The following is a 26,494-nucleotide window of genomic DNA, read 5'->3' on the forward strand; positions in this document are numbered from 1 at the left end:
GGCCGACGAACACCGAGGGTACTGCCAGGGTCGTTTCGCTCTCGCGGGGCACCGTGGAGGAGGTCCCAGCCGAGCACACCGGTCCCCGGCCAGGAGGCCGGGCTCCGCTACGCGGACATGGTCGTCCACGACGGGCAGATCTGGTGCGTCCAGGAGCGGCACCACGGCGGCGGGATCAGCCGCTCCATCGTGTCCGTCCCGCTGCACGGCGAGGACGCGCCGCGCGAGCGGGTCGGCGGGAGCGACTTCTACGCCTGCCTCGCGCTCTCCCCCGACGGCGAGCACCTGGCCTACATCTGCTGGGACCACCCCCGCATGCCGTGGAACGGCACCGAGCTGCGGATCACCCGGCTGGCCGACGGCGCCTCCTGGACGGTCAGAGGAGGGCCCTCCGAATCGGTACTCGCCCCGCAGTGGCGCGACAGCCGGCACCTCTACCTGATCTCCGACTGGTCCGGCTGGTGGAACCTCTACCGGGTCGGGCTGCACGGCACCTCGCTCCAGGCGCTCCACCCGCTGGAGGAGGAGTTCGCCGGCCCGCTGTGGCAGCTCGGCGGCCCGCCGTACCAGGTGCTGGCCGACGGGCGGATCGCGGTCCTGCACGGGCGGGGGGACCCGCGGCTGGGCGTCCTCGACCCGGACAGCGGCGTGCTGACCGACCTGGAGGTGCCCTACGACGGCTGGGAGCAGGTCCTCACCTCGGACGGGCGCGTCCTGGCCGGGATCGGATACGGCGCGACGGTGCCCCGGTCGGTCGTCCGGGTCGACACCGCGACCGGGCGGGCCGAGGAGCTCCGCCGCGACATCGGCGAGCTGCCCGACCCCGCCTACCTGCCGCTCGCGCGGGCCGTGGAGATCGAAGGCCGGTCCGGGCGCCGGGTCCACGCGTTCGTCTACCCGCCGTCGAACCCGCGGGCCCGCGGCGACGGCGCCCCGCCCTACGTGGTGTTCGTCCACGGTGGCCCCACCGGGCGCGCCAGCGGCGCCCTCGACCTGGAGAAGGCGTTCTTCACCAGCCGCGGCATCGGCGTGCTCGACCTCAACTACGGCGGCTCCACGGGCTACGGCCGGGCCTACCGAGACCGGCTGCACGGCCAGTGGGGCGTGGTCGACGTGGATGACTCGATCGCCGCCGCGGAGTGGCTGGCGGCCGAGGGCCTGGCGGACCCGGGACGGATCGCGATCCGGGGCGGGAGCGCGGGCGGCTGGACGGTCATGGCGGCCTGCTGCACCTCCGGCGCGTTCGTCGGCGGGGTCTCCTACTACGGCGTCAGCGTGCTCGCGCCGTTCGTCGCGACCACCCACGACTTCGAGTCCCGCTACGTCGAGTGGCTGGTGGGCCCCGCCGACCCCGTCCTGTACGGCTCGCGCGAACCCCTCGGCCGGGTCGCCGGGGTGAGCTGCCCCATGCTGCTCCTGCAGGGGCTGTCGGACCCGGTGGTCCCGCCCGCCCAGTCTCAGGCCTTCGCCGACGCCCTCGCCGAACGTGGCGTCCCCTGCACCTATCTCACCTTCGAAGGCGAGGCCCACGGCTTCCGCCGCGCCGAGACCCGCAGCGCGGCGCTGGCCACCGAACTCGCCTTCTACCAGCAGATCTTCCGGAGCTGACTCAGCGCGCGAACTCCGTGGCCCTGGACTCGCGGACCACCGTGATGCGGATCTGGCCGGGGTAGGCGAGCTCCTCCTCGACCTGCTTGGCGACGTCACGGGCGATCACCTGGGCCTGGATGTCGTCGACCGAGTCGGGTTTCACCATGACCCGGATCTCCCGGCCCGCCTGCATGGCGAAGACCTTGTCGACGCCGTCGTAGGAGGTGGCGATCTCCTCCAGGCGCTCCAGCCGTTTGACGTAGGCCTCCAGGGACTCCCGCCGGGCCCCCGGACGGCCCCCGCTGATCGCGTCGGCGGCCTGGGTGAGGACGGCCTCGACCGTCTTGACCTCGACCTCGTTGTGGTGGGCCTCGATCGCGTGGACCACGTCCTCGTGCTCGCCGTAGCGCCTGGCGATCTCGGCGCCGATGAGCGCGTGGCTGCCCTCGACCTCGTGGGTGAGGGCCTTGCCGATGTCGTGCAGGACCGTGCAGCGCTTGAGCATCATCGGGTCGAGCCTCAGCTCGGCCGCCATGATCCCGGCGATGTGGGCGGACTCCACGAGGTGGCCGAGCACGTTCTGGCCGTAGGAGGTGCGGTAGCGGAGCTGGCCCAGCAGGGTGATCAGCTCGGGGTGCATCTCGGTGATGCCGAGCTCCACCAGGGCGTCCTCGCCGGCGCGCACGCACAGCTCCTGGACCTCGGCCTTGCTGCGCTCGTGCGCCTCCTCGATGCGCTGGGGGTGGATGCGGCCGTCGAGGACGAGCTTCTCCAGCGTCAGCCGGGCGGTCTCCCGGCGGACCGGGTCGAAGCACGACAGCAGCACCGCCTCGGGCGTGTCGTCGATGATCAGGTTGACCCCGGTGGTCGATTCGAAGGCGCGGATGTTGCGGCCCTCGCGGCCGATGATGCGGCCCTTCATCTCGTCGCCGGGCAGATGCAGGACGCTGACGACGGACTCGGCGGTCTGCTCGGTGGCCACGCGCTGGACCGCCAACGTCACGATCTTGGTCGCCCGCTTCTCGCCCTCCCTGCGGGCCTCGCTCTCGATCTCCCTGACGATCAGCGCGGCCTCGCGCTTGGCCTGGTTCTCGATCTCCCTGACCAGTTCGGACCTCGCCTGGTCGCTGGTGAGCCCGGCCACCCGCTCCAGGATGGCCTTGCGCTCCTGCGCGACCCGGTCGAGGTCCTCACGGCGGTCGGCGAGCTTGGTCTCCGTCTCGGCGAGCTTGCGCGCCCGCTCGGCCTGGCGCCTGGCCTCCTCGTCGAGGCGCTGCTCCCGCTCGGCCAGCCGGTTCTCCCGGCGCTCGAGGTCGGAGCGGAGCTCCTTCAGCTCGTATTTCAGCACCTGGCTCTCCGCCTCGGCCTCCTTGCGCAGCTCGGCGGCGGTCTCGACGGCGGCCTCGGACCTGCGCAGGATCTCTTCGGCGTCGTGCTGGGCCTTGGTGCGGATGTCGGCCGCCTCGCGTCTGGCGTCTTCCAGCGCGGTCTGGATCTCGGCCTCCTGCTCGGGGGAGGGACCGCCCGTCCCGCCGCCCGCCCCGGTGCGGCGCAGCAACACGATCAGCGCGGCTATCGTCACCACGGCAAGAACCGCGACCGCCCCCGCCAATATGACGATCACAACCGGATCCATGCGCGCCCCGCCCTCCTCGCGTCGCAAATATCAAGCACGCGAGGGTCACACGCACGGCACGGAAAGCCCAGGCGCCGACGCCACCGGAACAGATATCAACCCAAGGCCGACGCTGCGCCGGTCACTCCCGCCGACACGCCGTCCGCCCACATCCGCCAAGCCTGCTCGTCCGTAAATTCGCCGTTATGACAATCCGCACTGCGCGGAGTAACTCCTCACTGCCGTCGAGATTAAGCGTCAAACAAGTCACGGGCAAGCAAAGTCCGGTTGGGGACCGTTCAAACATGAGAAGCCGATGTTTCTTTCCCCAACATCCCCGCCCGGCCCGGTGACATCGCCGGATCCCCGGCGGCGCCGGGGGTGCGGCACCGGCCCGCGGAGCGGCCGCCGCCGGGAAATTCCGGCGGCAAACAACTCGGCGTGCTTTCGCTAGTCGGGTGGGTAATCCAACTCGGCGGAAAATGCGGGATTTTCCGCCTCTTCACTCTCAAGTGCCTCACGGACCACACGGAAGGCCAGCCCGGGGCCGTATCCCTTCCGGGCGAGCATGCCGGCCAGCCTGCGGGTCCGGACCGCCGGCTCCAGCCCGCGCGTCGAGGCGAGCTTGCGCGCCACGAGCCTGCGGGCCGTCTCCACCTCCTGCTCGGGGTCGAGCTGCTCCACCGCCTCCTTGACGGTGTCCTCGTCGACTCCGCGGTGGCGCAGCTCCGAGGCGAGGGCCCTGCGGGCGAGACCCCGCCCGGCGTGGCGTGAGCTCACCCAGGCCGCGGCGAACGCCTCGTCGTCGATGAGCCCGACCTCGGAGAACCTTTCGAGGACGGCCTCCGCCGCCTCCTCGGGCACCTCGCGCTTGCGCAGCGCCTCGGCGAGCTGGGCGCGGGTGCGCGGCGCCATGGTCAGCAGCCGCAGACAGATCGCCCGGGCCACGGCCTGCGGATCCGCGGCGGGCCCCTGGCTCGCCGGAGACCCCTCGACCGGCCCGTCCGGCAGGATCTCCCGGGAGGTGCCCCGGGAGCGTTTCCCACCACGCCGGGAGCCACGACCGCCCCGGCTCTCCCCTCCGGAGCGGCCCGCCGCGTCTTCCGCTGGGCCGCCTTCTGGAGCGGGGCCGTCGTATGGGGCTGGACCGTCGTATGGGGCGGGGCCGTTCTCCCAGTCGGGGCCGGACGCCTCCCATGCGCCCGGCTGCCCCCGGCGGGAGCGCCGCGACCGGCCGCCTGCCCGCCTGCCGGTCCCGGAGGAGCCGGCCTCCGGCACGTCCGGCCAGGCGCCCCAGTCTCGCGGCCCGGCCGCGCCGGCCGGACCGGAGTCAGGTCCCGTCGTCATCGATCAACCCGGCTCAGACGTCACCCGGCTTGGGAGTGGCCGCCTTGGAGCCACGGCCGGACGCGGCCGGGGCCGGGGCGGCAGCGGCGGGCGGCGGAGTGGCCGGGCTGTCGAGGCGCGGGCCGATGCCGAGCTTCTCCTTGATCTTCTTCTCGATCTCGTTGGCCATGTCGGGGTGGTTCTTCAGGAAGTTGCGGGCGTTCTCCTTGCCCTGCCCCAGCTGGTCGCCCTCGTAGGTGTACCAGGCGCCGGACTTGCGGACGAAGCCGTGCTCGACGCCCATGTCGATCAGGCCGCCCTCGCGGGAGATGCCGACGCCGTAGAGGATGTCGAAGTCGGCCACCCGGAAGGGCGGGGCCATCTTGTTCTTGACGACCTTCACCCGGGTGCGGTTGCCGACCGCCTCGGTGCCGTCCTTCAGCGTCTCGATGCGGCGGATGTCGAGCCGGACCGAGGCGTAGAACTTCAGCGCCTTTCCACCCGTCGTGGTCTCGGGCGAGCCGAACATGACGCCGATCTTCTCGCGGAGCTGGTTGATGAAGATCGCAGTGGTGCCCGTGTTGTTGAGCGCGCCGGCGACCTTGCGCAGCGCCTGGGACATCAGCCTGGCCTGGAGGCCGACGTGGCTGTCGCCCATCTCGCCCTCGATCTCGGCCTTGGGCACCAGGGCCGCGACCGAGTCGATGACCAGCAGGTCGACGGCGCCCGACCGGATCAGCATGTCGGCGATCTCCAGCGCCTGCTCACCGGTGTCGGGCTGGGAGACCAGCAGCGCGTCGGTGTCGACGCCCAGCTTCTTGGCGTATTCCGGGTCGAGGGCGTGCTCGGCGTCGATGAACGCCGCGATGCCGCCCGCCCGCTGGGCGTTGGCCACCGCGTGCAGGGCGACGGTGGTCTTACCGGAGGACTCCGGACCGTAGACCTCGATGATGCGGCCACGCGGGAATCCGCCGATGCCGAGCGCGACGTCGAGGGCGATGGAACTGGTCGGGATCACTTCGATGGGCGCGCGGGTCTCATCGCCGAGGCGCATGACAGAGCCCTTGCCGAACTGACGCTCGATCTGAGCGAGCGCGGTCTCGAGCGCCTTCTCGCGGTCGTTAGCCGCCATGGGAGCCCCCTGAAGGGTCGCGGGTTGAATCGGTTGCCAGAAAGCTACGGGGTGCCACCGACATTTTCTGGAGAGCACGCCACGGGTGGCGGCGTGTCCAATATAGCCGAACGATTGTTCGATCGTGGCTCAACGGCACCGGACGCTCCCGGGGGCGCCGCAGGTCACAGGAGAGGGCGACCCCATCCTTGAGGCGACATTTCCGGGCATTCGCTCGGACCTGTTGCCACCGGGCTGACCTGGGGTGATGCTGGAGGCAAACGACTCCGAGGTGCCCGACGTGACCGCTGCGTTCGCCCAGCAACGCCTGGCCCGCCTTGAGGCCCTGGCCGCCGAGCTGTCCGGCCGGGGGCTGGTGGGACGCATTGTCGGGGCCACCGCTCCCGTGCTCTGGGTGTGGCATCCGGGCAGCGGGAGACAGACGATCGTCTTCGCCAGCCCGGCCAGGGAGGGCTGGCTCTTCCTGTGGTCGCCGGACGGCCAGGAGAGCGCGGAGGCCCCCGGCCACGTGGCCGAGCTGGTGCGGAAGCTGCTGGACCGCGCCTCCTGACCGCACTCCCCGGAGAGAGCTCCGGCGCCTTTCCACCGGTCGCGGTCTCGGACCGCGGTCGCGGTCTCGGACCGGCCGGCGCAACCTTTCGACGCGACCAACCGGCGCAACCCTTCAGTACAGCCCTTCAGCACGACCAACCGGCGCAACCCTCCAGCACGACCGGCCGGCGCACACCCTTCGACACGACCGGCCGGCACAGCCCTTCAGCGGAGCCGTGCGGGGACGTCGGACACCCCGCACACGGCCCGCCAGACGTCCTTGGCGGCGATGCCGTCGGCCAGCGCCTGGTTCACCGTCCGGCCGCCGAGGTCGGCGATCACGTAGTCACGGGCCCACGACTCGGCGTAAGAGTCGCCGAAGTGTAGTTTCATCCGGTTCCAGAACTCCGACAGGCGCATCCTCCAAGTGTGGCCCCTCCCGGCCGCGTCCATGACCGCCGGTTCTTCCTCCGGGGCGCCGGCCCGTCCCGCCCGGGGCCTCAGATGACGCGGAAGCCGTACATCTCGCCGAGCGGGTCGGCGAGCAGCTCCAGGCGGGCTCCGTCGGGGTCCCTGAAGCAGATCGACGCGCCGCTCTCGATCCGGTGCGGCACGCCCTCCGCCTCCAGCTTGCCCCGCAGCCGCTCCCAGGTCGACGGGTCCACCGAGATGGCGATGTGGTGGAGCCCGCCGAGGACCTCCTTGTAGGGGCCGAGGTCCAGGCCCGGGAAGTCGAAGAAGGCCAGCAGGTTGCCGTTGCCGACGTCGAAGAAGAAGTGGCTCGACCCCCGGTGGTCGCGGTTTTCGAAGATCTCCGTGAGGGGGAACTCCAGGAGGTCCTGGTAGAACGCGATCGTCGCCTCGACGTCGGAGGAGATCAGCGCGAAGTGGTGCAGACCCCTCGCGCTGCTCGGTGGACGGTGCTCCCGCAGACGTTCCGCCTTGATCCGCTCACGCGCCGTCTCCACGGCCGGCTGGTCGATGCTCATCGCTGGCTCACCGCTCAATGCGTCGGATGCTCGTCTGGTCTCTATCTCCGTGACGGGACGCGGTGAACCTTCCCCAGCCGTCACGCCATGGTGGCGAGGATCTCCTCCACGATCTCCATGGACGTGCCGGGGTGCAGGAACGCGAACCTGGCGACGGTCTCGCCCTCCCAGCCGGTCGGCGTGACGAAGCCGATCTGCCCGGCGAGCAGCCGCTCGGACCACTCGTAGTAGTCCCGGGCCGTCCAGCCGGTGCGCCGGAACAGCACGGCCGACAGCTCGGGCTCCCGGATCAGCTCCAGGTGCCCGGAGCCGTCGATCAGCGCGGCGGTCTCGCGGGCGAGCGTCAGGCCCCTCTCGATCGCCTCGGTGTAGGCGTCGGTGCCGTTGACCGCGAGGGAGAACCAGAGCGGCAGGCCGCGGGCGCGCCGGGTCAGGTGGTAGGCGTAGTCGGTGGGATTCCACTCGTCGCCCTCGGCGTGCAGGACGTCGAGATAGGAGGCGTCCTGGGTGTGCACGGCGCGGGCCAGACGGGGGTCGCGGTAGAGCAGGGCCGCGCAGTCGAAGGGCGCGAACAGCCACTTGTGCGGGTCGACGACGAAGGAGTCGGCGTGCTCGATGCCCGCGTATCGGTGACGGATCGAGGGGGCGAACAGCCCGGCGCCGCCGTACGCGCCGTCCACGTGGAACCAGAGGCCGCGCTCGCGGGCGACCTCGGCGATCCCGGCGAGGTCGTCGATGATGCCCGCGTTGGTGGTGCCCGAGGTGGCGACCACCGCGACCACGGTGGAGGGGTCGGGGTCGGCCGCCAGCGCCGCACGCAGGGCCTCGCCGGTGAGGCGGTGGTCGGAGGAGGGCACGACGAGGGCGTCCACGTCGATGATGCGCAGGGTGTTGGAGATCGAGGAGTGCGCCTGGTCGCTGACCGCGACGCGCAGGCGGCCCTCCGGACGCGCGCGCCGGGCGGTGTCGCGGGCCACGACGAGTGCGGACAGGTTGCCCGCCGAGCCGCCGGAGACGAAGCAGCCGCCCGCGCCGACCGGCATCCCCGCCCTGTCGGCGAGCAGGCGGAGCACCTGGTTCTCCGCGGCGATCGCGCCGGAGGCCTCCAGCCAGGAGATGCCCTGCAGCGAGGCGCAGGAGACGACCATGTCGAACAGCAGGGCGGCCTTGGTCGGCGCGGCCGGGACGAACGACAGGAACCGGGGGCTGTCGGCGGAGATGACCGCCGGGGCCAGCTGGGTCGCGTAGACGTCCAGGACCTTCTCCGGGTCGGTGCCCCCGGGGGTGATGAGTCCGGCCAGGGCGGCGTCGAGCTTGTCCTTCACGCCGGGGTTGTCGAGGGGGACGGGATCAAGGGCGAGCCGCTCCCGCATGTAGGAGAAGACCAGATCCGTCAGGCGCTCGTCATAGCTGTGCACCCGAGAATTATGCGGACAAAACAGCTAAAACGGGTAATGGATGCTTAAGATCACTTAACTTCACTTTTCTCCCATCCGTGCGGCTACGTCCCGGCGGCCGGTTCTGTCGGTGGGGCGATGCACTATGGAGCGATGACCGGATCAGCGCTCGACCACTTCAGCCCCGTGACCAGGGAGTGGTTCGCCGGAGCCTTCGCCGCGCCCACCGCCGCCCAGGAGGGGGCGTGGTCCTCGATCGCCCGGGGGGACAACACGCTCGTGGTCGCGCCCACCGGGTCCGGCAAGACGCTGGCCGCGTTCCTGTGGTCGCTCGACCGGCTGGCCGCCGAGCGGATGGCCCCGGCCGCCGGTGGCGGGCCCGCCGACCCGGCCTCCGGTGGCACCCCGGGCACCGCGGGCGGGCGCGGGCGGGCGGGCAAGGACGGCGGCCCGGCCCGGCTGTGCCGGGTGCTCTACGTGTCACCGCTCAAAGCCCTGGCCGTGGACGTCGAGCGCAACCTCCGGGCACCGCTGGCCGGGATGCGGCAGACCGCGCGGCGGCTCGGGCTCACCGTGCCGGAGATCTCGGTGGCGATCCGGTCGGGCGACACCTCGCCGGAGGAGCGGCGCCGTTTCGCGGCCAAGCCGTCGGACATCCTCATCACGACCCCCGAGTCGCTGTTCCTGCTGCTGACGAGCCAGGCCCGCGAGGCGCTGCGGGGTGTGGAGACGGTCATCGTCGACGAGGTGCACGCCGTGGCGGCCACCAAGCGCGGCGCCCACCTGGCCCTCAGCCTGGAGCGGCTCGACGCCCTGCTGCCCCACCCCGCGCAGCGCGTCGGCCTGTCGGCGACGGTGCGGCCGGTGAGCGAGGTGGCCGACTTCCTCGGCGGCCCCCGCCCGGCGGCGGTGGTCCAGCCGCCCTCGGAGAAGGTGATCGAGGTCGAGGTGGTCGTCCCTGTCGAGGACATGACGGAGCTCGACGGCGCCCCGCGCCCGGCCCGCTCCGGCGGCGACGACGACGATCAGTGGCTGATCGAGCCCCCGGCCCGGCGCTCCATCTGGCCGCACGTGGAGGAGCGGCTGTTCGACCTGATCGGGGGGCACCGCTCGACGATCGTGTTCGCCAACTCCCGGCGGCTGGCCGAGCGGCTGTGCACCCGCCTCAACGAGCTGGCGTGGGAGCGGGAGGCGGGCGGGGCCGGGGCCGCGCAGCCGGCGGAGCCGGCGCACTGGGCCGAGGGGTTCCCCTCGCCGCCGGCGTCCCTGTCCACCCCGGCCGCGATGATGGCGCAGGCCGGCGCCTCCAAGGGCGCGGTCCCGGAGATCGTGCGGGCCCACCACGGATCGGTGTCGAAGGAGGAGCGCTCCCAGATCGAGGAGGCGCTCAAGTCCGGGCGGCTGCCCGCCGTGGTCGCGACCTCCAGCCTGGAGCTCGGCATCGACATGGGCTCGGTGGACCTGGTCGCCTGCGTGGAGTCGCCGCCGAGCGTGGCCAGCGGCCTGCAGCGGATCGGCCGGGCCGGGCACCAGGTGGGGGCCGTCTCGCGTGGCGTGATCTTCCCCAAATACCGCGGCGACCTGGTGCAGACGGCCGTGGTGGCCGAGCGGATGAAGAGCGGGGAGATCGAGGAGCTCCGCTACCCGCGCAACCCGCTCGACGTGCTCGCCCAGCAGATCGTGGCGATGACCGCGCTGGAGGAGTGGACGGTCGACGAGCTGGAGACCGTCGTACGGCGCGCCGCGCCGTACCGGACCCTGCCCCGCAGCGCGCTGGAGGCGACGCTCGACATGCTCGCCGGGCGCTACCCGAGCGAGGAGTTCGCCGAGCTGCGCCCGCGCATCGTCTGGGACCGGGTCACCGGCGTCCTGCAGGGCCGGCCCGGCACCCAGCGGCTGGCCGTGACCAACGGCGGCACGATCCCCGACCGCGGGCTGTTCGGCGTGTTCCTGGTCGGGGAGCGGGCCTCGCGGGTGGGCGAGCTCGACGAGGAGATGGTCTACGAGTCCCGGGCCGGCGACGTGTTCGTGCTGGGCGCGACCTCCTGGCGGATCGAGGACATCACGGCCGACCGGGTGCTGGTCTCCCCCGCGCCCGGACAGCCGGGCAAGCTGCCGTTCTGGCACGGCGACAGCGCGGGGCGCCCGGCGGAGCTGGGCCGGGCGATCGGCGCGTTCCTGCGCGAGATGTCCGGCGCGGACGCCGGCTCCGGCGCCACGGAGCGGATCAGGGCGGCGGGGCTCGACGGGTCCGCCACGGCCAACCTGCTTTCCTACCTGGCCGAGCAGCGGGAGGCCACCGGATACGTGCCCGACGACCGGACGCTGGTGGCCGAGCGCTTCCACGACGAGCTGGGCGACTGGCGGGTCGTGGTGCACTCGCCGTACGGGGCGCGGATCCACGCGCCGTGGGCCCTGGCGATCGGGCGGCGGCTGCGGGAGCGCTACGGCGTCGACGTCCAGGCCGTGCACTCCGACGACGGGATCGTGCTGCGCATCCCCGACACGCTCTCCGGCCCCCCGACGGATGTCGCGATCTTCGACGCGGAGGAGATCGAGCAGATCGTCACCGAGGAGCTCGGCGGCTCGGCGCTGTTCGCCGCGCGGTTCCGGGAGTGCGCGGGACGGTCGCTGCTGCTGCCGCGCCGCACACCCGGCAGGCGCACCCCGCTGTGGCAGCAGCGGCAGCGGGCCTCGCACCTGCTCAACGTGGCAGGCCGCTACGGCTCGTTCCCGGTGGTGCTGGAGACGATGCGCGAGTGCCTGCAGGACGTCTTCGACGTGCCGGGGCTGGTCCGGCTCATGCGGGACATCTCTGCGCGGCGCGTGCGGCTGGTGGAGGTCGAGACCTCCCAGGCGTCGCCGTTCGCGGCGTCCCTGCTGTTCAACTACGTCGGCGCGTTCATGTACGAGGGGGACGCCCCCCTGGCCGAGCGCCGCGCCCAGGCGCTCGCGCTCGACACCAACCTGCTGGCCGAGCTGCTGGGCCAGGCCGACCTGCGCGAGCTGCTCGACCCGGAGGTGATCGCCGAGACCGAGCGCGAGCTGGCCCGGCTGGACCGGCCGCTGCGCGACGCCGAGGACCTGGCCGACCTGCTCCGCGCCCAGGGTCCCCTGGTCGAGGCCGACGTGAGCCTGCGCGGGGGTGACCCGGCCTGGCTGACCGGCCTGGAGAGCTCCCGGCGGGCGATCAGGGTGCGGGTGGCCGGGCAGGAGCAGTGGGCGGCGATCGAGGACGCCGCCCGGCTGCGCGACGCGCTCGGCGTGCCGCTCCCGGTGGGGGTGCCGCACGCCTTCCTGGAGCCGGTGGACGACCCGCTGGGCGACCTGGTCGCCAGGCACGCCCGCACGCGGACCCCGTTCTCGGCGGGCACGGCCGCCGCCAGGTTCGGCCTCGGCCCCGCGGTCGTCACCGACGCCCTGCGCCGCCTGGCCGCCGCGGGCCGGGTGGTGAGCGGGGAGTTCAGGCCGGGCGGCCGGGGCGAGGAGTGGTGCGACTCCGGGGTGCTGCGGATGCTGCGCCGCAGGTCCCTGGCCAGGCTCCGCAAGGAGGTGGAGCCGGTCTCCGCCGAGACGCTGGCCGCCTTCGCCCCCGCCTGGCACGGCATCACCGGCGCCCCGCAGCGGGGCAGGCCGCCGATCGACGCGCTGGTGAGCGCGGTCGAGCAGTTGCAGGGCGCGGCGGTGCCCGCCTCGGCGCTGGAGACCCTGATCCTGCCCTCCCGGGTGCCCGGATACGACCCGTCGCTGCTGGATGAGCTGACCTCCTCCGGCGAGGTCGTCTGGGCCGGGCAGGGCTCGCTGCCGGGCGGGGACGGCTGGGTGGCGCTGTATTTCGCCGACACCGCCCCCCTGCTGATGCCCGAGCCGTCCGAGATCACCATGACCCCGCTGCACGAGGCCGTCCTGTCGGTCCTCGGCGGCGGGGGCGCGCTGTTCTTCCGCGACCTGGCGGGCCGGGTCGGCGCGCTGACGGCCGGCGCGGTCCCGGACGACATGGTGCTGGCGGCGGCGGTGTGGGACCTGGTGTGGGCCGGGCGGGTCACCGGTGACACGCTCGCGCCGCTGCGGGCCACCCTCGGCACCGGCCGTCCCGCCCACCGGCCGGCCACCACGCGCAGGCGGCGGCCGGTGCTGCCCACCCGGAGCGGGCCGCCGACCGTGGGCGGGCGCTGGTGGCTGCTGCCCGCTACGGCGGGCGAGCCGACCCAGCGGGCGCAGGCCCAGGCCGAGGTGCTGCTGGAGCGGCACGGCGTGGTGACCCGGGGCGCGGTCGCCGCCGAGCGGCTGCCCGGCGGGTTCGCCGCCGTCTACCAGGTGCTCCGCGCCTTCGAGGAGAGCGGCCGGTGCCGCCGGGGCTACTTCGTCGAGGGGCTGGGCGGCGCCCAGTTCGCCCTCCCCGGAGCCGTCGACCGCATGCGCGCCGCCTCGGCGCCGCCCGCGCCGTCCGTGCCCGACCCGTGGAGCACCCGCAGGCCGGACGGCAACGGCCGGCGGGCGGTGGTGCTGGCGGCGGCCGACCCGGCCAACCCCTACGGCGCGGCCCTGCCGTGGCCCGGCCGTCCCGGGGAGGCGTCCCACAAGCCGGGCCGGAAGGCGGGCTCGCTGGTGGTGCTCGTCGACGGGCACCTGGTGCTCTACGTCGAGCGCGGCGGCAAGACCCTGCTGTCCTTCTCCGACGACGACCGCCTCCAGCCCGCCGTGGACGCCCTGGCGCTGGCCGTACGCGACGGCGCCCTCGGCAAGCTGACCGTGGAACGCGCGGACGGCGCGGCCATCAACGACTCCCCGCTGGGCGCCGCGCTGGAGGCCGCCGGTTTCCACCCGACCCCCCGGGGCCTGCGCCTGCGGGCCTAGAGGTCCATCGAGGATCTTGGCCTGGGCCGCCGGGCCTCGCGTCGTCCGGCGCGAGGCCGGACCACGCGTGGGCTCCTAGCCGAGCTTGCCGAGGGCCCGGGCGAGGATGGTGGCGGTGTCGGCGATGACCTTGTTGTCGTTGGGGGCGTCGGCGGCGCGGTGGGTGGTGTAGATGGCCATGATCAGCGGGGAGGCGGACTCGGAGGTCCGGATGACGGCGATGTCGTTCGTGGATCCGTAGTTCGTGGAGGCGCCGGTCTTGTCGCCGATGATCCAGGTCTTGGGCAGTCCGGCGCGGATGCGCTCGTCGCCGGTCTTGTTCGCGCGCAGCCATGCGTTCAGCCGCGCCCGGTCCCTGGCGTCGAGCGCGTTGCCGAAGGTGACTTCCCGCAGGTTCCGGGCCATGGCGGCGGGGGTGGTGGTGTCCCGCTTCTCCTTGGGGTTCCAGTCGTTGAGCTCGGTCTCCCAGCGGTCCAGACGGGAGATCGGGTCCTTCAGCGTGCGGAGGTACTTCGTCAGTCCCGCCGGCCCGCCGATCTGCTTCAGCAGCATGTTGCCCGCGGTGTTGTCGCTGAGGGTGATGGCGGCGTCGCACAGTTGGGCGACGGTCATCCCGTCCTCCACGTGCTTCTCGGTCATCGGCGAGTTCGCCTTCACCTCACTGGCCTTCCAGTGGACGACCCGGTCCATCAGCCCCGGGTCGGAGGTGCGGGCCTTCTGCAGCACCGCGGCGGCCGCCAGCGCCTTGAAGGTGGAGAGCATCGGGAAGCGCTCGCCGGACCGGTAGGCGACCATCCTGCCGGTGGCTGTGTCGAGGGCGTAGGCGCCGATGCGGCTCCCGGAGGAGGCTTCCAGCGCGCGCAGCCGCCCGCGCGCGTCCGCCTGGTGGGACGGCTCCCGCGGGTCGTCGAGGACGGCCTGCCCGCTCCCCGTCCCGGCCAGGGCCGTCGCGGCCTGCGGGACCGCCTGGCTGTCGGCCGAGGCGGCGTCCACGCCACAGGCGGTGCCACCCACCAGGATGGAGATCGCCAGCCCGGTCGCCTTCAGGCTCGCGGGGAGGCGGCGGGCGTCAAGGTGTCGCATTCCGTGTCCTTGCTCTTGATCAGCAGATGGACGGAGCCAATCAGACAGGCTTGACTGATGTCCAATATCGATATAAGTAAAGTATCGATATTGACTTGCGTATCAATGCAGCTCACGTCGTCCCTGCCGGGCCTCGCCGCAGAGACCGCGGACGCTCACCGGGGCCGCGGGCGGGTCAGGGTCCTGCTCCCTACGGCTGCCGCCACGGGCTCGGGCCGGCGGTATGCGCGAGAGCCCTGTGCATGCGCCCCTCACTCCCTCATCGGGACCGGAGGGCCGGCTCATCCACTGACGGCCGGCGCTTCATCGGGGACGGCGTGTGAGGTCTTGCGGCGAGTGCCGAGCATGACGAGCAGCGAAGCCGCTATCAGCGCCGCACCGAACCAGAAGGCGCTCCTGACCCCGAAATGATCGGCGAGCAGTCCGCCGAAAAGCGCTCCGAGCGCGATGGATGTGTTGTATCCCAAGGTGTTGAGTGACATGGCGGCCTCGAAGGTGTCGGGCGCGGCAGCCAGCGTCATGTTGATCTGGCACAGGTTCATGGCGCCGAAGGAGACCCCCCAGAGGGCCACCGAGACGATCAGGCCGACCTGTCCGTGACCGATCGTGAGCAGCAACAGCAAGGACACCACGAGCCCCGCGCAGGCGACGATGAAACTGGCCCGCAGATTCTTGGTCACGGTGTATCCGGCGATGAAGTTCCCGGCCGCGCCCCCGACGCCATAGATCACCAGCAGCGCGGTGACGAAGGCGGGCGTGGCGGATGAGTTGTTCTCCGCGAAGGGCCGTATGAACGTGTACGCCCCGAAGTGGCCGAGCACGTACAGCGCGACGGCAAAGATCACCAGACGTAGCCGCACGTTTCTGAGCGGGAGTCCGAAGACCTCCCGGACCGAGACCGCGTTCTCCGACGGCAGTGACGGGATCACGGCGGCGACCGCGAGGAACACCAGCACGCTGAGGCCGCTCCAGATGAGGAACGTGGTCCGCCAGCCGGCGAGGCTCTCCAGGAATGTTCCCAGCGGCATGCCCACCACCGTGGCGATCGAGATGCCGGACAGCGCGACCGCGGCCGCCCTGCTCGCGTGGCGTTCCGGGACCAGGCGCATCGCCATGCTCACGCCTATGGCCCAGAACACCCCGTTGGCGAATCCCATGATGAGCCGCGTTGTCAGGACCAGCGGAAAGTTCGGCGAGATGGCGGTGATCAGGTTTCCCAGGGCCAGTATCGCCAGTAGCGCGGACAGCAGCACGCGCCGGTTGACGCGCCTGGTCCAGGCCACGATGAACGGGACGCCCAGCCCGGCCGAGATGCCGTACAGAGTGACCATCAGCCCGGCGACCCCCACCGATATCCCCAGGTTCACGCTTACCGGGGTAAGCAGGCCGACGGGCATCAGCTCAGTGGTGACGAAGACGAACAGACTCGCTGTGATGATAGAGACACCCAGCCACGACCTCAGGGCCGAGTGCGGGTGTTCACCGTGTGCAGCCATTTCTTCTCTCTGTTTTCTCAGGTTTCGGACTTACGGACAGCCGGATGAACCGCGGTGTTTCAGGCCGCGTTCATCGAGTTCTGTGCGTGGATGCGTAACGGCGTCGGAGGAGCCGTGGGTGATGACGTCGGAGGAGCCGTGGGTGATGACGTCGGATTCCGTCGCCACCGGCGGCCGGCCGACGGCGATGACGTCCGATATCTCTTCGCCGGACACCGACGGGCCCGCTCGGGGGGCGTCCAGGTGTCGTCGTGAGCGCCCCCGCCGTCCATGGTGGATCCGTGCCGGGTGCCGCGGGGGTGTCGCTGTCAGGGGGTCACGGGGTGGAGCTCTCGCGGCTTGACCGGTCGGGGTTGCGCGAGCAGCACGGCACCGATGATCACCACGATCCCGGCCAGCTGCGGAATCGACAACGTCTGGTGAAGGAACAGATATCCGAGGAGGGTCGCGACGATCGGGCTGCCCAGGGTGAGGAAGGAGACCGCCGGTGCCGGCAACCTCTCTATCCCGCGGAACCAGATCGCATAGCTGACGACGGCGCCCAGGGAGATGAGATAGCCGAACCCGATGATGTTGGTCCCGCTGACGGCGGTCGGCAGCCCTTCGACGGACAGAGTGAAGGGCAGCAGCACGAGTCCGCCCGCGACGAGCTGCCAGCCGGTGTAGGGAAGCAGCCCCACCCCGTCCGGGCGTCCCCACAGTTTGGTCAGCGTGATGCCGGCCGCCATGCCGGCCGCTCCGGCCAGCGCCGCCGCCACACCGACGGCATCCAGTGCCGCCGCCCCCTTGAGCACGAGCAACGCGACGCCGCCCGCGCCGAGGACGCAGGCCACCAGGTGCGTGTACCGAATCCTGTCCCCGATGAGCAGCGCCGCCAGGACCAGCACGAGCATCGGCTGCACCGCCATGATCATTCCCGCGACACCACCCGGCAGGCGATAGGCCGCGGCGAACAGCAGGAAGTTGAACGCGCCGATGTTGAGCGCCCCGAGCACCAGGACGCGCCACAGCCACATCCCGGTCGGCAGCCTGCGGGCGTAGGCCAGCAGGACCAGGCCCGCGGGAAGCACCCGCACGGTGGCGGCCAGCAGGGGACGGTCCGGCGGCAACCACTCCGTCGTCACCAGGTAGGTGCTGCCCCAGATCGCCGGCGCCAGCGCCGTCACACCCGCGGTGAGGAGTTGCCGGTCGCTCTTCATGCCACACCGCCTCCGTGTCGAATCACCGGTCGCCGAAGTCGCCGGCGCCCGGCGGCAGCCGATTAGTTTCCATGGAAGGTACATTATTTTCCGCGGAAGGTATAGTCAAACCATGCCTCAGGACATCGACTCCTTCGCCTCGCGCACCGACGCCGACGCGGTCGATCGCATCGTCGGCCAGTGGCGCCGGGAGCGGCCCGACCTCGACCCCAGCCCGATGCATGTGATCGGACGCATCACCCGCCTGCACTGGGTGTTGGACGAGCGGCTGGGCCGGGTCTTCGAGCGCTACGGCCTGGGCAGGGGCGAGTTCGACGTGCTCGCCACGCTGCGCCGTTCCGGCCCTCCCTTCGAGCTGTCCGCCGGCGAGCTGCGCGAGTCGACGATGGTCACCTCGGGGGCGGTGACCAAACGGATCGACCGGCTGGAACGCGCCGGGCTGGTCAGTCGCCGAACGGCCGAGGACGACGCGCGGGGCCGGCTGATCCGGCTCACCCACCGGGGCCGGGAGCTCATCGACGGAGCGGTCGAGCAGCACGTCCGGAACGAGACGCGACTGCTCGCGGGGCTGACCGCCGACGAGCGGAGCACCCTGACCGATCTGCTGCGCAAGCTGGGCCGGACGTTGCCGGACGAGTAGCGGCCGGCGGTGTCGCCCGACCGACGGGACCACCGCGCCGCCGGGGGGAGCCCGCGGCCCTGTGACGCGCGCGCCCGCCGGCCCGGCCCATGGAGGCCGGGCCGGCGGGCGCGGACGTCACATCTGACCAGGCCGGCGGGCGCGGACCCCGTACTACGACCAGGCCGGCGGGCGCGGACCCGGTACTACGACTGGGCCGGCGGGCGCGGGCGGCTCACCTGCGTACGGCGACCGCCTCGACGGCCGGCTCCGCGGCCGGTCCGTGGCGCTGCTGCAGGGTCTGGAAGCCGACCAGGTCGTCCGGGAGCGCGTCCGGCACGTCCACGTCGAACCGCGACAGCGTCCGGGTGCGCATCGCGACCAGCGCGGTGACGGCGATGGCGACCGCGAACAGCACGTACATCAGGCCGACGCCCCGGCCCTCGCCGGTGCCGAGCACGAGGCCGACCGTGCCGGCCAGCGGGCCGCCGGGCAGCAGCAGCGGCTCGAACAGGGCGCTGCCGTACGGCGCGACCAGGCCGAAACCGATGGGCAGCGTGGACCAGGCGATCAGCGTGTTGAGCGCGATGACCCGGCCGTGGAAGCGCTGCGGCACCTTGACCTGGATGATCGTGGCGTAGACCCCGTTGAGCATGGTCAGCCAGAACGACATGCCGAACGCACCGACCGCGATCACGACCAGGTTCTGCTGGAGGCCGGTGACCAGGCAGAAGACGGCGAGGATCACGGTGGACAGCAGCACGCCGCGCAGTCGCCGCCGGCGCGGACCGCCCCAGACGGTCATGGTCAGGCCGCCGAGGAAGACGCCCAGGCCACCGGCGAAGGAGATCCGGCCGACGTCCTGCAGCGTGGCGAAGCCCAGGACCAGCGGGGAGATGAGCAGGAACAGAGGGGACAGGAAGACGTTCAGCACCGCGAAGAAGAAGAGCATGCCGCGGAAGCCCCGGCTGCCCCAGGAGAACCTCCACCCCTCCACCATCTCGGAGACCAGGGACTCCCTGCGCTTCCAGGCCATCGTCTTCGGGAAGCGGACCAGGAGCAGCACCGCGATCGCGAAGGCGTAGGAGACGACGTCCAGGACCAGGATGCCCTCCAGACCGATCACGGCCATCAGGCCGACCGCGACCAGCGGGACGACGAGCTGGGCGGTGCCGGTCACCATCTGGACGACGCCGTTGGCGTGGCCGAGGAAGCGTTTGGGGACGAGCTGGGGGACGGCCGAGTTGTAGGCCAGGCGCTGGAAGGTGAGCGCGACCGACAGCAGCACCAGCAGCGGGTAGATGTGCCAGACCTCCAGGTTGCCGGTCCACAGCAGGATCCCGAGGGCGAGCTGGGTGCCGAACGCGCCGGCGTCTCCGGCGAGCATGACCTTGCGCCGGTCGTAGCGGTCGACGAGGGCGCCCGCGATCGGGGAGACCAGCATGCCGGGGACCAGCGCGAGGACCGAGAACAGGGCGAACCTGGCGAGTGAGCCGGTGGTGACGTAGATCCACAGCGGGACCGCGAACTCGGTCAGCGACGATCCGACGATCGAGACGAGCTGCCCCGCGGCCACCGTGGCGAACCGCTTCATGCTGGGCTCCGGCCCCCGCCCCCCGACCGGGACCGCCCCGCCTCCCGGCCCGGCCCGCCCGGGTCCGGCCTGCTCGGGGACGGCCCGTCCGGGTCTGGCCGGGACAGGCCCGGCCCGCTCGGGGACCTCCGGTACGGCCTGCTCGGGGACGTCCGGGACGGCCGTGGCCCGGCCGGTCGCGCTCTGGTCGGAGACCCCGCCGAGCCACCAGGTGGACCGGTCCGTGCGGCCCAGCGCGGCGGTCTCGCCGGAGGCGATGGCCCGGTGCGTGCCGGTGACGATGGCGGAGAGCTCCTCGGCCCGGTACTTCAGGAAGAAGTGACCGGCCTCGTCCAGGACGACCACGGCGGTGGAGTCGGTGAGGAGATGCCACTCGCGGTAGCGCTCCTGGTAGAACTCGGTGGCCGGGTCGCGCTCGCCCGCCACGGAGATGATCGGCGCCCTGAGCGGCTCGACGCCTTCGGCGAACAGGCGGGTGAAGTAGCGCTCGGCCTCCTTGGTGCCCTTGCGGCGGTTGTCGATCATCAGCTTGAGCTGGTCGCGGTCGAGGTCCTCGACGTCGAGACCGGCGGCCTGGAGGGCGTTGGCCCAGACCTGGTCGCTGCGGAGGCGGTCGGTCAGGTTCGACAGCCAGGCCAGCGTCGAGGCGGGCCGGGCGAAGGGGAAGATGCCGCCGAGGTAGATGGCCTCGACCGGCCGGCCCGCCGCCTCCAGACGCCGGGCGATCTCCACGGTCAGCATGACGCCGAGCCCGCAGTGGCCGTACAGCGCCAGCGGCCCCCGGATCCCGTCGAGGATCTCCTCCACGCAGCCCTGCGCGACCTCGGCCACCGGCCGGGTCTCCTCGACCAGGCCCATCTCCTGGCCGGGGACGGCGACCGCGTGCAGCGCCCAGCCCGCGGGCATGGCGTCGGCCAGCGGCTGGTAGATGGCCGCGCTGCCGCCGCCGTACGGCACGCAGACCAGGGTCGAGGTGGCGGTGCGGGCCGGGGTGAGCCGGTGCAGGAGCATGCGTGGGCCGTCGTCACCGGCCTCGACGAGCCGGGCCAGCTCGCGGACGGTCCGGTGCTTGAACAGGTCCAGGATGCTGACCTGGCGCCCGCCTGCGGGAAGAGCTTTCCGCAGGCGGGCGACCACCTGTGCGGCGAGCAGCGAATGTCCGCCCAGGTCGAAGAAGTCGTCCAGCACGCCGACCTGGACCAGGCCGAGCACCTGGGCCCACACCGCCGCGATCGCCTCTTCCACCGGCGTCTCCGGCGGGACGAACCCGGCCTCCTGGTCCGGCCGCTCCTCGTCGGGCTCGGGCAGCCGGGCCCGGTCGACCTTGCCGTGCGACTTCAGCGGCAGTTCGTCCAGCCAGACGAACCGCCCAGGGATCATGTATTCGGGGAGCCGCTCGCCGAGTGCCGCGCGCAGCTCGCTCACACTGGTCCGCTCTCCGACGAGGTAGCCGATCAGCCGGTCCCCGCGCAGCTCGACGACGGCCTGCGCGACGCCGGGCTGGCCGGTGAGGACCGACTCGATCTCCGACAGCTCCACCCGGTAGCCCCGGACCTTCACCTGGAGGTCACGGCGGCCGAGGAAGCACAGGTCGCCCGAGGGCAGCCAGCGGCCGAGGTCGCCGGTCCGGTACATGCGCGCGCCGGGCCCGCCGTACGGGTCGGGCAGGAACCTGTCGGCCGTCAGGCCGGGCTGCCCGAGGTAGCCCCGGGCGAGCCGGTCGCCGCCGAGGTAGATCTCACCGGTCATGCCGGGCGGGACCAGCCGCAGGTGCTCGTCCAGCACGTAGACCCTGGCGCCGGGCAGCGGCCGGCCGATCGGGAGGTTGAGCGCCCGCTCGGCCTCGCCGGTGACGGCGTGGGTGGAGATGCCGACCGTGGCCTCGGTGGGGCCGTAGTGGTTGACCACGGTGGTGTGCGCGCTCAGCTCCCGCGCCCAGCTCCACCTGGACGCCTCGCCGCCGAGGACGAGCAGCTTGCGCGGGAGCAGCTCGGCGGGGTCGGTGACGTCGGGGTCGGCCAGCAGCGAGGCGAGGTGGGAGGGGGTCATCTTCAGGTAGTCGGTACGGCCGAGCTGCCCGGCCAGCTCCTCGACCGGCGACTGCGGGTCGGCCAGGTGCAGCTCGCCGCCGGTCATGAGCGACAGGTAGAAGATCGTCACCCCGAAGTCGAACGAGAGCGACTGCAGCAGCGTGTAGACCGCCGCGGGCTCGACCTCGAACCGCTCCCTGACCCCGGCCAGGTAGTTCAGCACCTGCCGGTGCTGAACCCCGACGCCCTTGGGCCGCCCGGTCGTTCCCGAGGTGTAGATCACATACGCCAGGTGGTCCGCCGTGACCGCGGGCGCCTCGAACGCGCTGTCCCGCAGGGCCTCCTCGTCCAGGCAGACGACCGGCGTCCCGGGGACCAGGTCGCGGAGGGAGGAGGTGGTGACGACGGCGACGGCTCCGGCGTCGCCGAGCATGTGGGCCAGCCGGTCGCGGGGCTGCTTGGGGTCGAGGGGGACGTAGGAGCCGCCCGCCTTCATGACGCCGATGACGGCCGCCGCCAGGTCGGTGGACTGCTCCAGGAAGACGCCGACCCGGGTGTCGGGGCCGACGCCGTACCGGCTCCTCAGCAGGGCGGCGATCCGGGTGGAGCGGTCGTCGAGCCCGGCGTAGGTGAGGGACTCCTCGCCGCAGACCACGGCGGTGGCGCCGGGGGTCAGCGCGGCCTGCGCGGTGACGAGGTCGTGGAGCAGGTCGTGGCCGGCGGGGGCGGGGGCGGTGCTCGACCCGAAGCCCAGGACCCGCTCCCGCTCCTCCTCGGAGAGCAGGGACAGTTCCCCGACCCGCGTCCGCGGGTCCGCCACGATCGACCGCAGCAGCGTCTCGAACCGGGACGCCAGCAGCTCCATGCTCTCCGGGTCGAACAGGGCCGTGCTGTAGGTGAGGTTCCCCACCAGCCCGTCGGGGCTCTCGAACAGGTAGAGGCCCAGGTCGAAGCGGGTGGTCCTGGCCGGCAGGGCGAGGTAGGAGACCCGGCCGTCCTCCTCGCCTGCCTTGAAGTTCTGCAGCGCGAACGTGACCTGGACGAGCGGTGACCGGCTCACGTCGCGGACCACGTTCAGCTCGTTGACGAGCCGGTCGAACGGGAGCTCCTGGTGGGCGAACGCGTCCAGCGCGGTCTCGCGGGTGCGCTCCAGGAACACGCTGAACGGCGGGTCGTCGGCCAGGTCCGCGCGGAGCACGAGCGTGTTGACGAACATGCCGACGACGCCGTCCAGCTCCGGCAGGCCACGGCCCGCGACCGGGGAGCCGACCGCGAAGTCCGACTGCCCCGAGTAGCGGGCCAGCAGCACCTGGAAGGCGGCCAGCAGCGTCATGTACGGCGTGGCGCCGGCGGCCTGGCCCAGCTCGGTGAGCCGCCGGGTGAGGTCGGCGTCCAGCCGGACGTCGAGGGCGGCCCCCGCGTGGCCCTGCTCGGCCGGGCGTGGCCGGTCGGTGGGGAGCTCGATGGCCGGCAGGCCGGCGAGCCGGTCCCGCCAGTGGTCGATCTCCCGGCGGTGGTCGCGCCCGCGCTGCCAGAGGGCGTAGTCGCCGTAGCCGACCGGGGCGGGCGGCGGGACCGCGCCGTCGTGCAGGGCGAGCAGCTCACGGATGATCACATCGGTGGACCAGCCGTCGATGACGGCGTGGTGCGCGGCGATGAGAAGCACGTGGTCGTCCGGCGCGAGCCGGACCAGCACGGTCCGGAAGAGCGGGCCGTGCTCCAGGTCGAAGGGGGTGGCGAGGTCGGCGTCGAGCAGCTCGATCGCGGCGTCCAGATCGGCCGCCTCGGCGACGCGCAGCTCCGCCGGCCGGGGGTCGTCGACCACGAGTTCGGGGGTGCCGTCCTCGGTGGTGAGGAAGCGCGTCCGCAGGGCCTCGTGGCGCGTGACGATCTCGTCCAGCGCCCGGCGCAGCGCGCCGGCGTCCAGCTCGCCGCGTAGGCGCGCCGCGACGGGGACCGTGTAGGTGGTCGTGCCCGGGCGGTACTGCTCCAGGAACCACAGGCGCTCCTGGGCGTGGGACAGGGGCGGGGCGGTCCCCGGAGCCCGGGCCGTGATGGTCCGGGACTCCTCCCGGCGCCGGAGCCGCTGGGCGAGCAGCGCCCGCTTGGCGTCCGACAGCGCGGTCTCGGTCATCGGGATTCCTTATATTCCTTAGGCGTGGAGCCCCCGGGCCGTGGCCGCGGGGAGGGGACCGGGCAGGAGGTCAACACAGCTCCGTCCGGAGGGCCGCGAGGAAGAGCGCGGCGTCCCGGCCGTTGATCAGCCGGTGGTCGTAGGCGAGGCCGATGTTCGCGACGGTCCTCGCCGTCACGGTGCCGTCCTCGCCGAGGACGAGCTCCGGCTGCGGCGAGGTGACCGCGAGCGCGCAGACCGTCCCGGGGAAGACGAAGGGGATCGCGAGGGTCACGTCGGCGTCGGTGTGCAGGGTGACGGCGATGTTCGCGCCGGTGAGGTCCCGCTCCCGGAAGCCGCCCTCGGTGGCCGCCAGCCGGTAGCGCATGAGCGTGTCGGCGATCTCCCTGAGCGACCCGGTGTCGTGGACGACGGGCACGTAGAGGCCCTCGCCCATGTCGAAGGTGACCCCGACGCGCGGGGCCCGCGCCAGCACGGCCCGGTCCCCGTCGACCGAGGCGAAGAACAGCGGGAAGGCCGGATGCAGCGCGGCCACGGCCTGGACGGTCAGCTCCGCCAGCCCGACCGGCCTGCGGACCTCCCTGCTCAGCCCCCTGGTCCGCGCCAGCAGCGGCCCGACGTCGAACTTCACCACGGTGTAGGCGGCGGGGATCGTGCCGTGCGAGGTGGTGACCGCCCGCGCGACGGCCCGCTGCACCCGGGAGAGCCGGTGCGTGCCCGCCGTGGTGTCGGAGGCCGTCGCGCCGGAGGCCGTCGCGTCGCCCTGCCCGGAGGCGCCGTCGGCGGGGCCGGAGACCGTGCCGGCCGGCGCGGCGGGACCGTCATCGGGACCGGAGCCGGCCAGGCGTTCCACGTCGGCGCGCCGGACGACGGACAGCCCCAGGTCGGCGACCTGGGCGGAGGTGACGCCGAGCTCCGCCATCCGGGCCCGGGCGGGGTCGGTGACGACCGGCCCCCCGGCCGGGGCGTCCGCGCCTCCAAGCGGGGCGGGGGCGTCGGTGGCCGGGGCATCCGCGCCGGCGGGCGGGGCGGGGGCGGCCTCGGGGGCGATCCGGGCGAGGACGGCGCCGGGGGCGACCCAGGTGCCGGCCGCGGCCACGTGGTGGAGGTGGCCGGGCTCGGCGGCCTCCAGCTCGTCGGCCGCCTTGGAGGTCTCCAGGACGGCGACGGGGTCTCCGGCCTGGACGGGCTTGCCGTCTTCGACGAGCCACTCCACGACCAGATACTCGGTGTCGTTGTTGTTGAGCTTGGGTACGCGGATGTCAGCCACGCAGGGCCTCCCGTACGGCGTGGTGGATCGTGGACTCCCCCACCAGGACCTCGTTCTCGAGGTGGGCGGCGGTGGGGATCACGCTGGCCCGGGAGTGGACGAGGCGGACGGGGCCGCGCAGGCGGTCCCAGAGGCGGCCGTGCAGGAGATGGGCGACCTCGCTGCCCCAGGTGCCGCCCGCCGTGCTCTCCTCGGCGACGAGGACGACCTCCCCCAGGTACGGCAGCAGCGCCTCGACGTCCAGCGGGTAGAGCCGGGAGGGGACCAGCAGCCGGCCGGAGACCTCCTGCTCCACCAGCAGCGACCGCATGGCGGTCAGGGCCCGGTGCGCCACCCCGCCCGGCGCGATGATCACGTAGTCCGGCCGGTCGCCCGGGTCGCGGAGCTCGACCACGGCCAGATCCCCGTCCCGGCGCACCGTGAACAGCGGGTCGACCTGGTCCATCTGCCGGGTGTAGAGGACCTTGTCCTCGAAGAACACGCACGGCTCGCCCCGCTCCAGCATCGCGCCGAGCACGGCGCGGTTGTCGTGGAAGGGGGACATCTCATACAGCGACAGCCCCGGCATCCCGACGAAGTGCTTCTGCAGGCTCTGGCTGTGCGTGGGCCCGTAGCCCCGGCCGCCGCCGGTCGGGCAGCGCACCACCATCCGCAGCGGCAACCGCCGGCCGTACATGGAGACCGACTTGCTCGCGAAGTTGCAGAGCTGGTCGAAGGCGAGCGCCACGAAGTCGCCGAACATGATCTCGGCCACCGCGGTGTTGCCGGTCAGCGCCAGGCCCGCCGCGACGCCGGTCAGGGCGCCCTCGCTGATCGGGGTGCCGATCACCCGGCCGGGGAACCGGGTCGACAGGCCCCTGGTGACCTTGAAGGCGCCGCCGTACGGGTCGGTGATGTCCTCGCCGAGCACGTAGGCGGTGGGGTCGTCGTCCAGCAGTCCGTGCAGGGCCGCGTTCAGGTTCTCGGCTACTCTCACGCCCCCTCCCAGCGGGCGGGCGGGCGGGCGGCGACCTCGTCGGCGATCGCCTGGACCTCGGCCCTGACCAGCCCGTCGAGCCGGTGGAACTGGTCGGGGTGGTCGTGGGCGTAGCGGTCGTACCAGTCGTTGTCCCTGGCTGCCCGCACGGCGCCGGCCGGGCGGATGTCGTCGCCCTTGCTGTGCGGACCGAGCCGGTGGGTGACGAACTCCACCACCAGCGGCCGCGACCCGCGCACCTCGGCGACCAGCGGGCCGAGCGAGGCCCGGATCTCGTTGACGTCGCCGGAGACGACCAGGTGGTGCCGGATGCCGAAGGCCGCCGCCCGGCTCCCGACGGTGCCCGCCATGTGCGACGCGGTCGGGGTGGACTGGGCGATGCCGTTGTTCTCCACCACCAGCAGCAGCGGGAGCTCCCAGAGCGCGGCGAGGTTCAGCGCCTCGTAGACCGCGCCCTCGCCCCAGGTGCCGTCGCCGATGTAGACGCAGGCCAGCGCGCCGGGCTCGGACCGCTTGAGGTGGAGGGCGACCCCGGCGGCCACGGGCAGGCTCTCCCCCTGCCGGAGGTGAGGATCGCGTATTCCAGCTGCTGCAGGCGCTCGTTGGGCTCGATCCCGAGTTCTTCGATCATGGTCTGCCGGGCGAGCCGGTAGACC

General features: G+C 72.5%; 17 protein-coding genes. 4 read left to right on the plus strand and 13 right to left on the minus strand.

Features of this window, described 5'->3' with window-relative positions; translation table 11 throughout:
* Positions 1-117: 117 nt before the first annotated feature.
* Positions 118-1,608 (plus strand): prolyl oligopeptidase family serine peptidase, encoded by a 1,491-nt coding sequence (locus tag ACWDS7_RS26500; protein WP_451931477.1) that lies wholly within the window; start codon positions 118-120, stop codon positions 1,606-1,608.
* A gap of 1 nt (position 1,609) precedes the next feature.
* Here ACWDS7_RS26500 and rny read toward each other — a convergent pair whose 3' ends face one another.
* The 3 genes from rny to recA all read right to left on the minus strand — a co-directional run bounded on the left by rny (position 1,610) and on the right by recA (position 5,663).
* On the minus strand, positions 1,610-3,226 hold the full coding sequence (rny, locus tag ACWDS7_RS26505; RefSeq protein WP_306857038.1) for a ribonuclease Y: 1,617 nt from the start codon (positions 3,224-3,226) through the stop codon (positions 1,610-1,612).
* A 429-nt stretch (positions 3,227-3,655) separates the two neighbouring features.
* On the minus strand, positions 3,656-4,552 hold the full coding sequence (gene recX, locus ACWDS7_RS26510; RefSeq protein ID WP_451931478.1) for a recombination regulator RecX: 897 nt from the start codon (positions 4,550-4,552) through the stop codon (positions 3,656-3,658).
* A gap of 13 nt (positions 4,553-4,565) precedes the next feature.
* Positions 4,566-5,663 carry a recombinase RecA gene (gene recA, locus ACWDS7_RS26515; RefSeq protein ID WP_306857036.1) on the minus strand — a complete coding sequence of 366 codons (1,098 nt, stop codon included), beginning with the start codon at positions 5,661-5,663 and terminating at the stop codon, positions 4,566-4,568.
* A gap of 247 nt (positions 5,664-5,910) precedes the next feature.
* Here recA and ACWDS7_RS26520 point away from each other — a divergent pair, with 247 nt between their 5' ends.
* Positions 5,911-6,213 carry a hypothetical protein gene (locus tag ACWDS7_RS26520; RefSeq protein ID WP_306857035.1) on the plus strand — a complete coding sequence of 101 codons (303 nt, stop codon included), beginning with the start codon at positions 5,911-5,913 and terminating at the stop codon, positions 6,211-6,213.
* A 206-nt stretch (positions 6,214-6,419) separates the two neighbouring features.
* Here the strand turns inward: ACWDS7_RS26520 and ACWDS7_RS26525 are convergent, their stop codons facing one another.
* The 3 genes from ACWDS7_RS26525 to ACWDS7_RS26535 form a co-directional block, all read right to left on the minus strand.
* The gene (locus ACWDS7_RS26525; protein WP_306857034.1) at positions 6,420-6,614 is read right to left on the minus strand and encodes a DUF3046 domain-containing protein; all 195 of its coding nucleotides are present in this window, start codon (positions 6,612-6,614) and stop codon (positions 6,420-6,422) included.
* Between the two features lie 80 nt (positions 6,615-6,694).
* On the minus strand, positions 6,695-7,183 hold the full coding sequence (locus ACWDS7_RS26530) for a VOC family protein (protein ID WP_451931479.1): 489 nt from the start codon (positions 7,181-7,183) through the stop codon (positions 6,695-6,697).
* Positions 7,184-7,263: 80 nt separating this feature from the next.
* Positions 7,264-8,601 carry a pyridoxal phosphate-dependent decarboxylase family protein gene (locus ACWDS7_RS26535; RefSeq protein ID WP_451931480.1) on the minus strand — a complete coding sequence of 446 codons (1,338 nt, stop codon included), beginning with the start codon at positions 8,599-8,601 and terminating at the stop codon, positions 7,264-7,266.
* 132 nt (positions 8,602-8,733) lie between these two features.
* On the opposite strand from ACWDS7_RS26535, the gene ACWDS7_RS26540 reads away from it, so the two are divergent.
* Positions 8,734-13,437 (plus strand): ATP-dependent helicase, encoded by a 4,704-nt coding sequence (locus ACWDS7_RS26540; protein ID WP_451931481.1) that lies wholly within the window; start codon positions 8,734-8,736, stop codon positions 13,435-13,437.
* Between the two features lie 75 nt (positions 13,438-13,512).
* On the opposite strand, the gene bla is transcribed toward ACWDS7_RS26540, so the two are convergent.
* The 3 genes from bla to ACWDS7_RS26555 form a co-directional block, all read right to left on the minus strand.
* A complete protein-coding gene (bla, locus tag ACWDS7_RS26545) occupies positions 13,513-14,520 on the minus strand; it encodes a class A beta-lactamase (RefSeq protein ID WP_451931482.1) in 1,008 nt (335 codons plus the stop codon).
* 281 nt (positions 14,521-14,801) lie between these two features.
* Entirely contained in the window at positions 14,802-16,016 is a 1,215-nt protein-coding gene (locus ACWDS7_RS26550) for an MFS transporter (protein WP_451931483.1), read from the minus strand.
* Positions 16,017-16,324: 308 nt separating this feature from the next.
* Positions 16,325-17,215: an EamA family transporter gene (locus tag ACWDS7_RS26555; protein WP_451931484.1), complete on the minus strand. Its 891-nt coding sequence runs from the start codon at positions 17,213-17,215 to the stop codon at positions 16,325-16,327.
* Positions 17,216-17,327: 112 nt separating this feature from the next.
* On the opposite strand from ACWDS7_RS26555, the gene ACWDS7_RS26560 reads away from it, so the two are divergent.
* Positions 17,328-17,855 carry a MarR family winged helix-turn-helix transcriptional regulator gene (locus tag ACWDS7_RS26560; protein ID WP_451931485.1) on the plus strand — a complete coding sequence of 176 codons (528 nt, stop codon included), beginning with the start codon at positions 17,328-17,330 and terminating at the stop codon, positions 17,853-17,855.
* Positions 17,856-18,069: 214 nt separating this feature from the next.
* On the opposite strand, the gene ACWDS7_RS26565 is transcribed toward ACWDS7_RS26560, so the two are convergent.
* From ACWDS7_RS26565 to ACWDS7_RS26580, 4 genes are all read right to left on the minus strand, one after another.
* The gene (locus ACWDS7_RS26565; protein ID WP_451931486.1) at positions 18,070-23,592 is read right to left on the minus strand and encodes an amino acid adenylation domain-containing protein; all 5,523 of its coding nucleotides are present in this window, start codon (positions 23,590-23,592) and stop codon (positions 18,070-18,072) included.
* 70 nt (positions 23,593-23,662) lie between these two features.
* Complete coding sequence (locus ACWDS7_RS26570; RefSeq protein WP_451931487.1) at positions 23,663-24,862, minus strand: 2-oxo acid dehydrogenase subunit E2; 1,200 nt, start codon at positions 24,860-24,862, stop codon at positions 23,663-23,665.
* On the minus strand, positions 24,855-25,838 hold the full coding sequence (locus ACWDS7_RS26575; RefSeq protein WP_451931488.1) for an alpha-ketoacid dehydrogenase subunit beta: 984 nt from the start codon (positions 25,836-25,838) through the stop codon (positions 24,855-24,857). Before ACWDS7_RS26575 ends, ACWDS7_RS26570 begins: the two co-directional genes overlap by 8 nt.
* Positions 25,835-26,380 (minus strand): thiamine pyrophosphate-dependent enzyme, encoded by a 546-nt coding sequence (locus ACWDS7_RS26580; protein ID WP_451931489.1) that lies wholly within the window; start codon positions 26,378-26,380, stop codon positions 25,835-25,837. The genes ACWDS7_RS26575 and ACWDS7_RS26580 overlap by 4 nt, the downstream gene beginning before the upstream one ends.
* Positions 26,381-26,494 lie beyond the last annotated feature (114 nt).

This window comes from Streptosporangium sp. NPDC003464, assembly GCF_053588315.1.

Bases quoted from the DNA above. Each gene is read 5' to 3' on its own strand.
- rny (WP_306857038.1), bottom strand. From the start codon at position 3,226: ATGGATCCGGTTGTGATCGTCATATTGGCGGGGGCGGTCGCGGTTCTT.
- ACWDS7_RS26530 (WP_451931479.1), bottom strand. From the start codon at position 7,183: ATGAGCATCGACCAGCCGGCCGTGGAGACGGCGCGTGAGCGGATCAAG.
- ACWDS7_RS26560 (WP_451931485.1), top strand. From the start codon at position 17,328: ATGCCTCAGGACATCGACTCCTTCGCCTCGCGCACCGACGCCGACGCG.
- ACWDS7_RS26550 (WP_451931483.1), bottom strand. From the start codon at position 16,016: ATGGCTGCACACGGTGAACACCCGCACTCGGCCCTGAGGTCGTGGCTG.
- ACWDS7_RS26500 (WP_451931477.1), top strand. From the start codon at position 118: ATGGTCGTCCACGACGGGCAGATCTGGTGCGTCCAGGAGCGGCACCAC.
- recX (WP_451931478.1), bottom strand. From the start codon at position 4,552: ATGACGACGGGACCTGACTCCGGTCCGGCCGGCGCGGCCGGGCCGCGA.
- ACWDS7_RS26555 (WP_451931484.1), bottom strand. From the start codon at position 17,215: ATGAAGAGCGACCGGCAACTCCTCACCGCGGGTGTGACGGCGCTGGCG.
- bla (WP_451931482.1), bottom strand. From the start codon at position 14,520: ATGCGACACCTTGACGCCCGCCGCCTCCCCGCGAGCCTGAAGGCGACC.
- ACWDS7_RS26525 (WP_306857034.1), bottom strand. From the start codon at position 6,614: ATGCGCCTGTCGGAGTTCTGGAACCGGATGAAACTACACTTCGGCGAC.
- recA (WP_306857036.1), bottom strand. From the start codon at position 5,663: ATGGCGGCTAACGACCGCGAGAAGGCGCTCGAGACCGCGCTCGCTCAG.
- ACWDS7_RS26540 (WP_451931481.1), top strand. From the start codon at position 8,734: ATGACCGGATCAGCGCTCGACCACTTCAGCCCCGTGACCAGGGAGTGG.
- ACWDS7_RS26520 (WP_306857035.1), top strand. From the start codon at position 5,911: ATGCTGGAGGCAAACGACTCCGAGGTGCCCGACGTGACCGCTGCGTTC.
- ACWDS7_RS26565 (WP_451931486.1), bottom strand. From the start codon at position 23,592: ATGACCGAGACCGCGCTGTCGGACGCCAAGCGGGCGCTGCTCGCCCAG.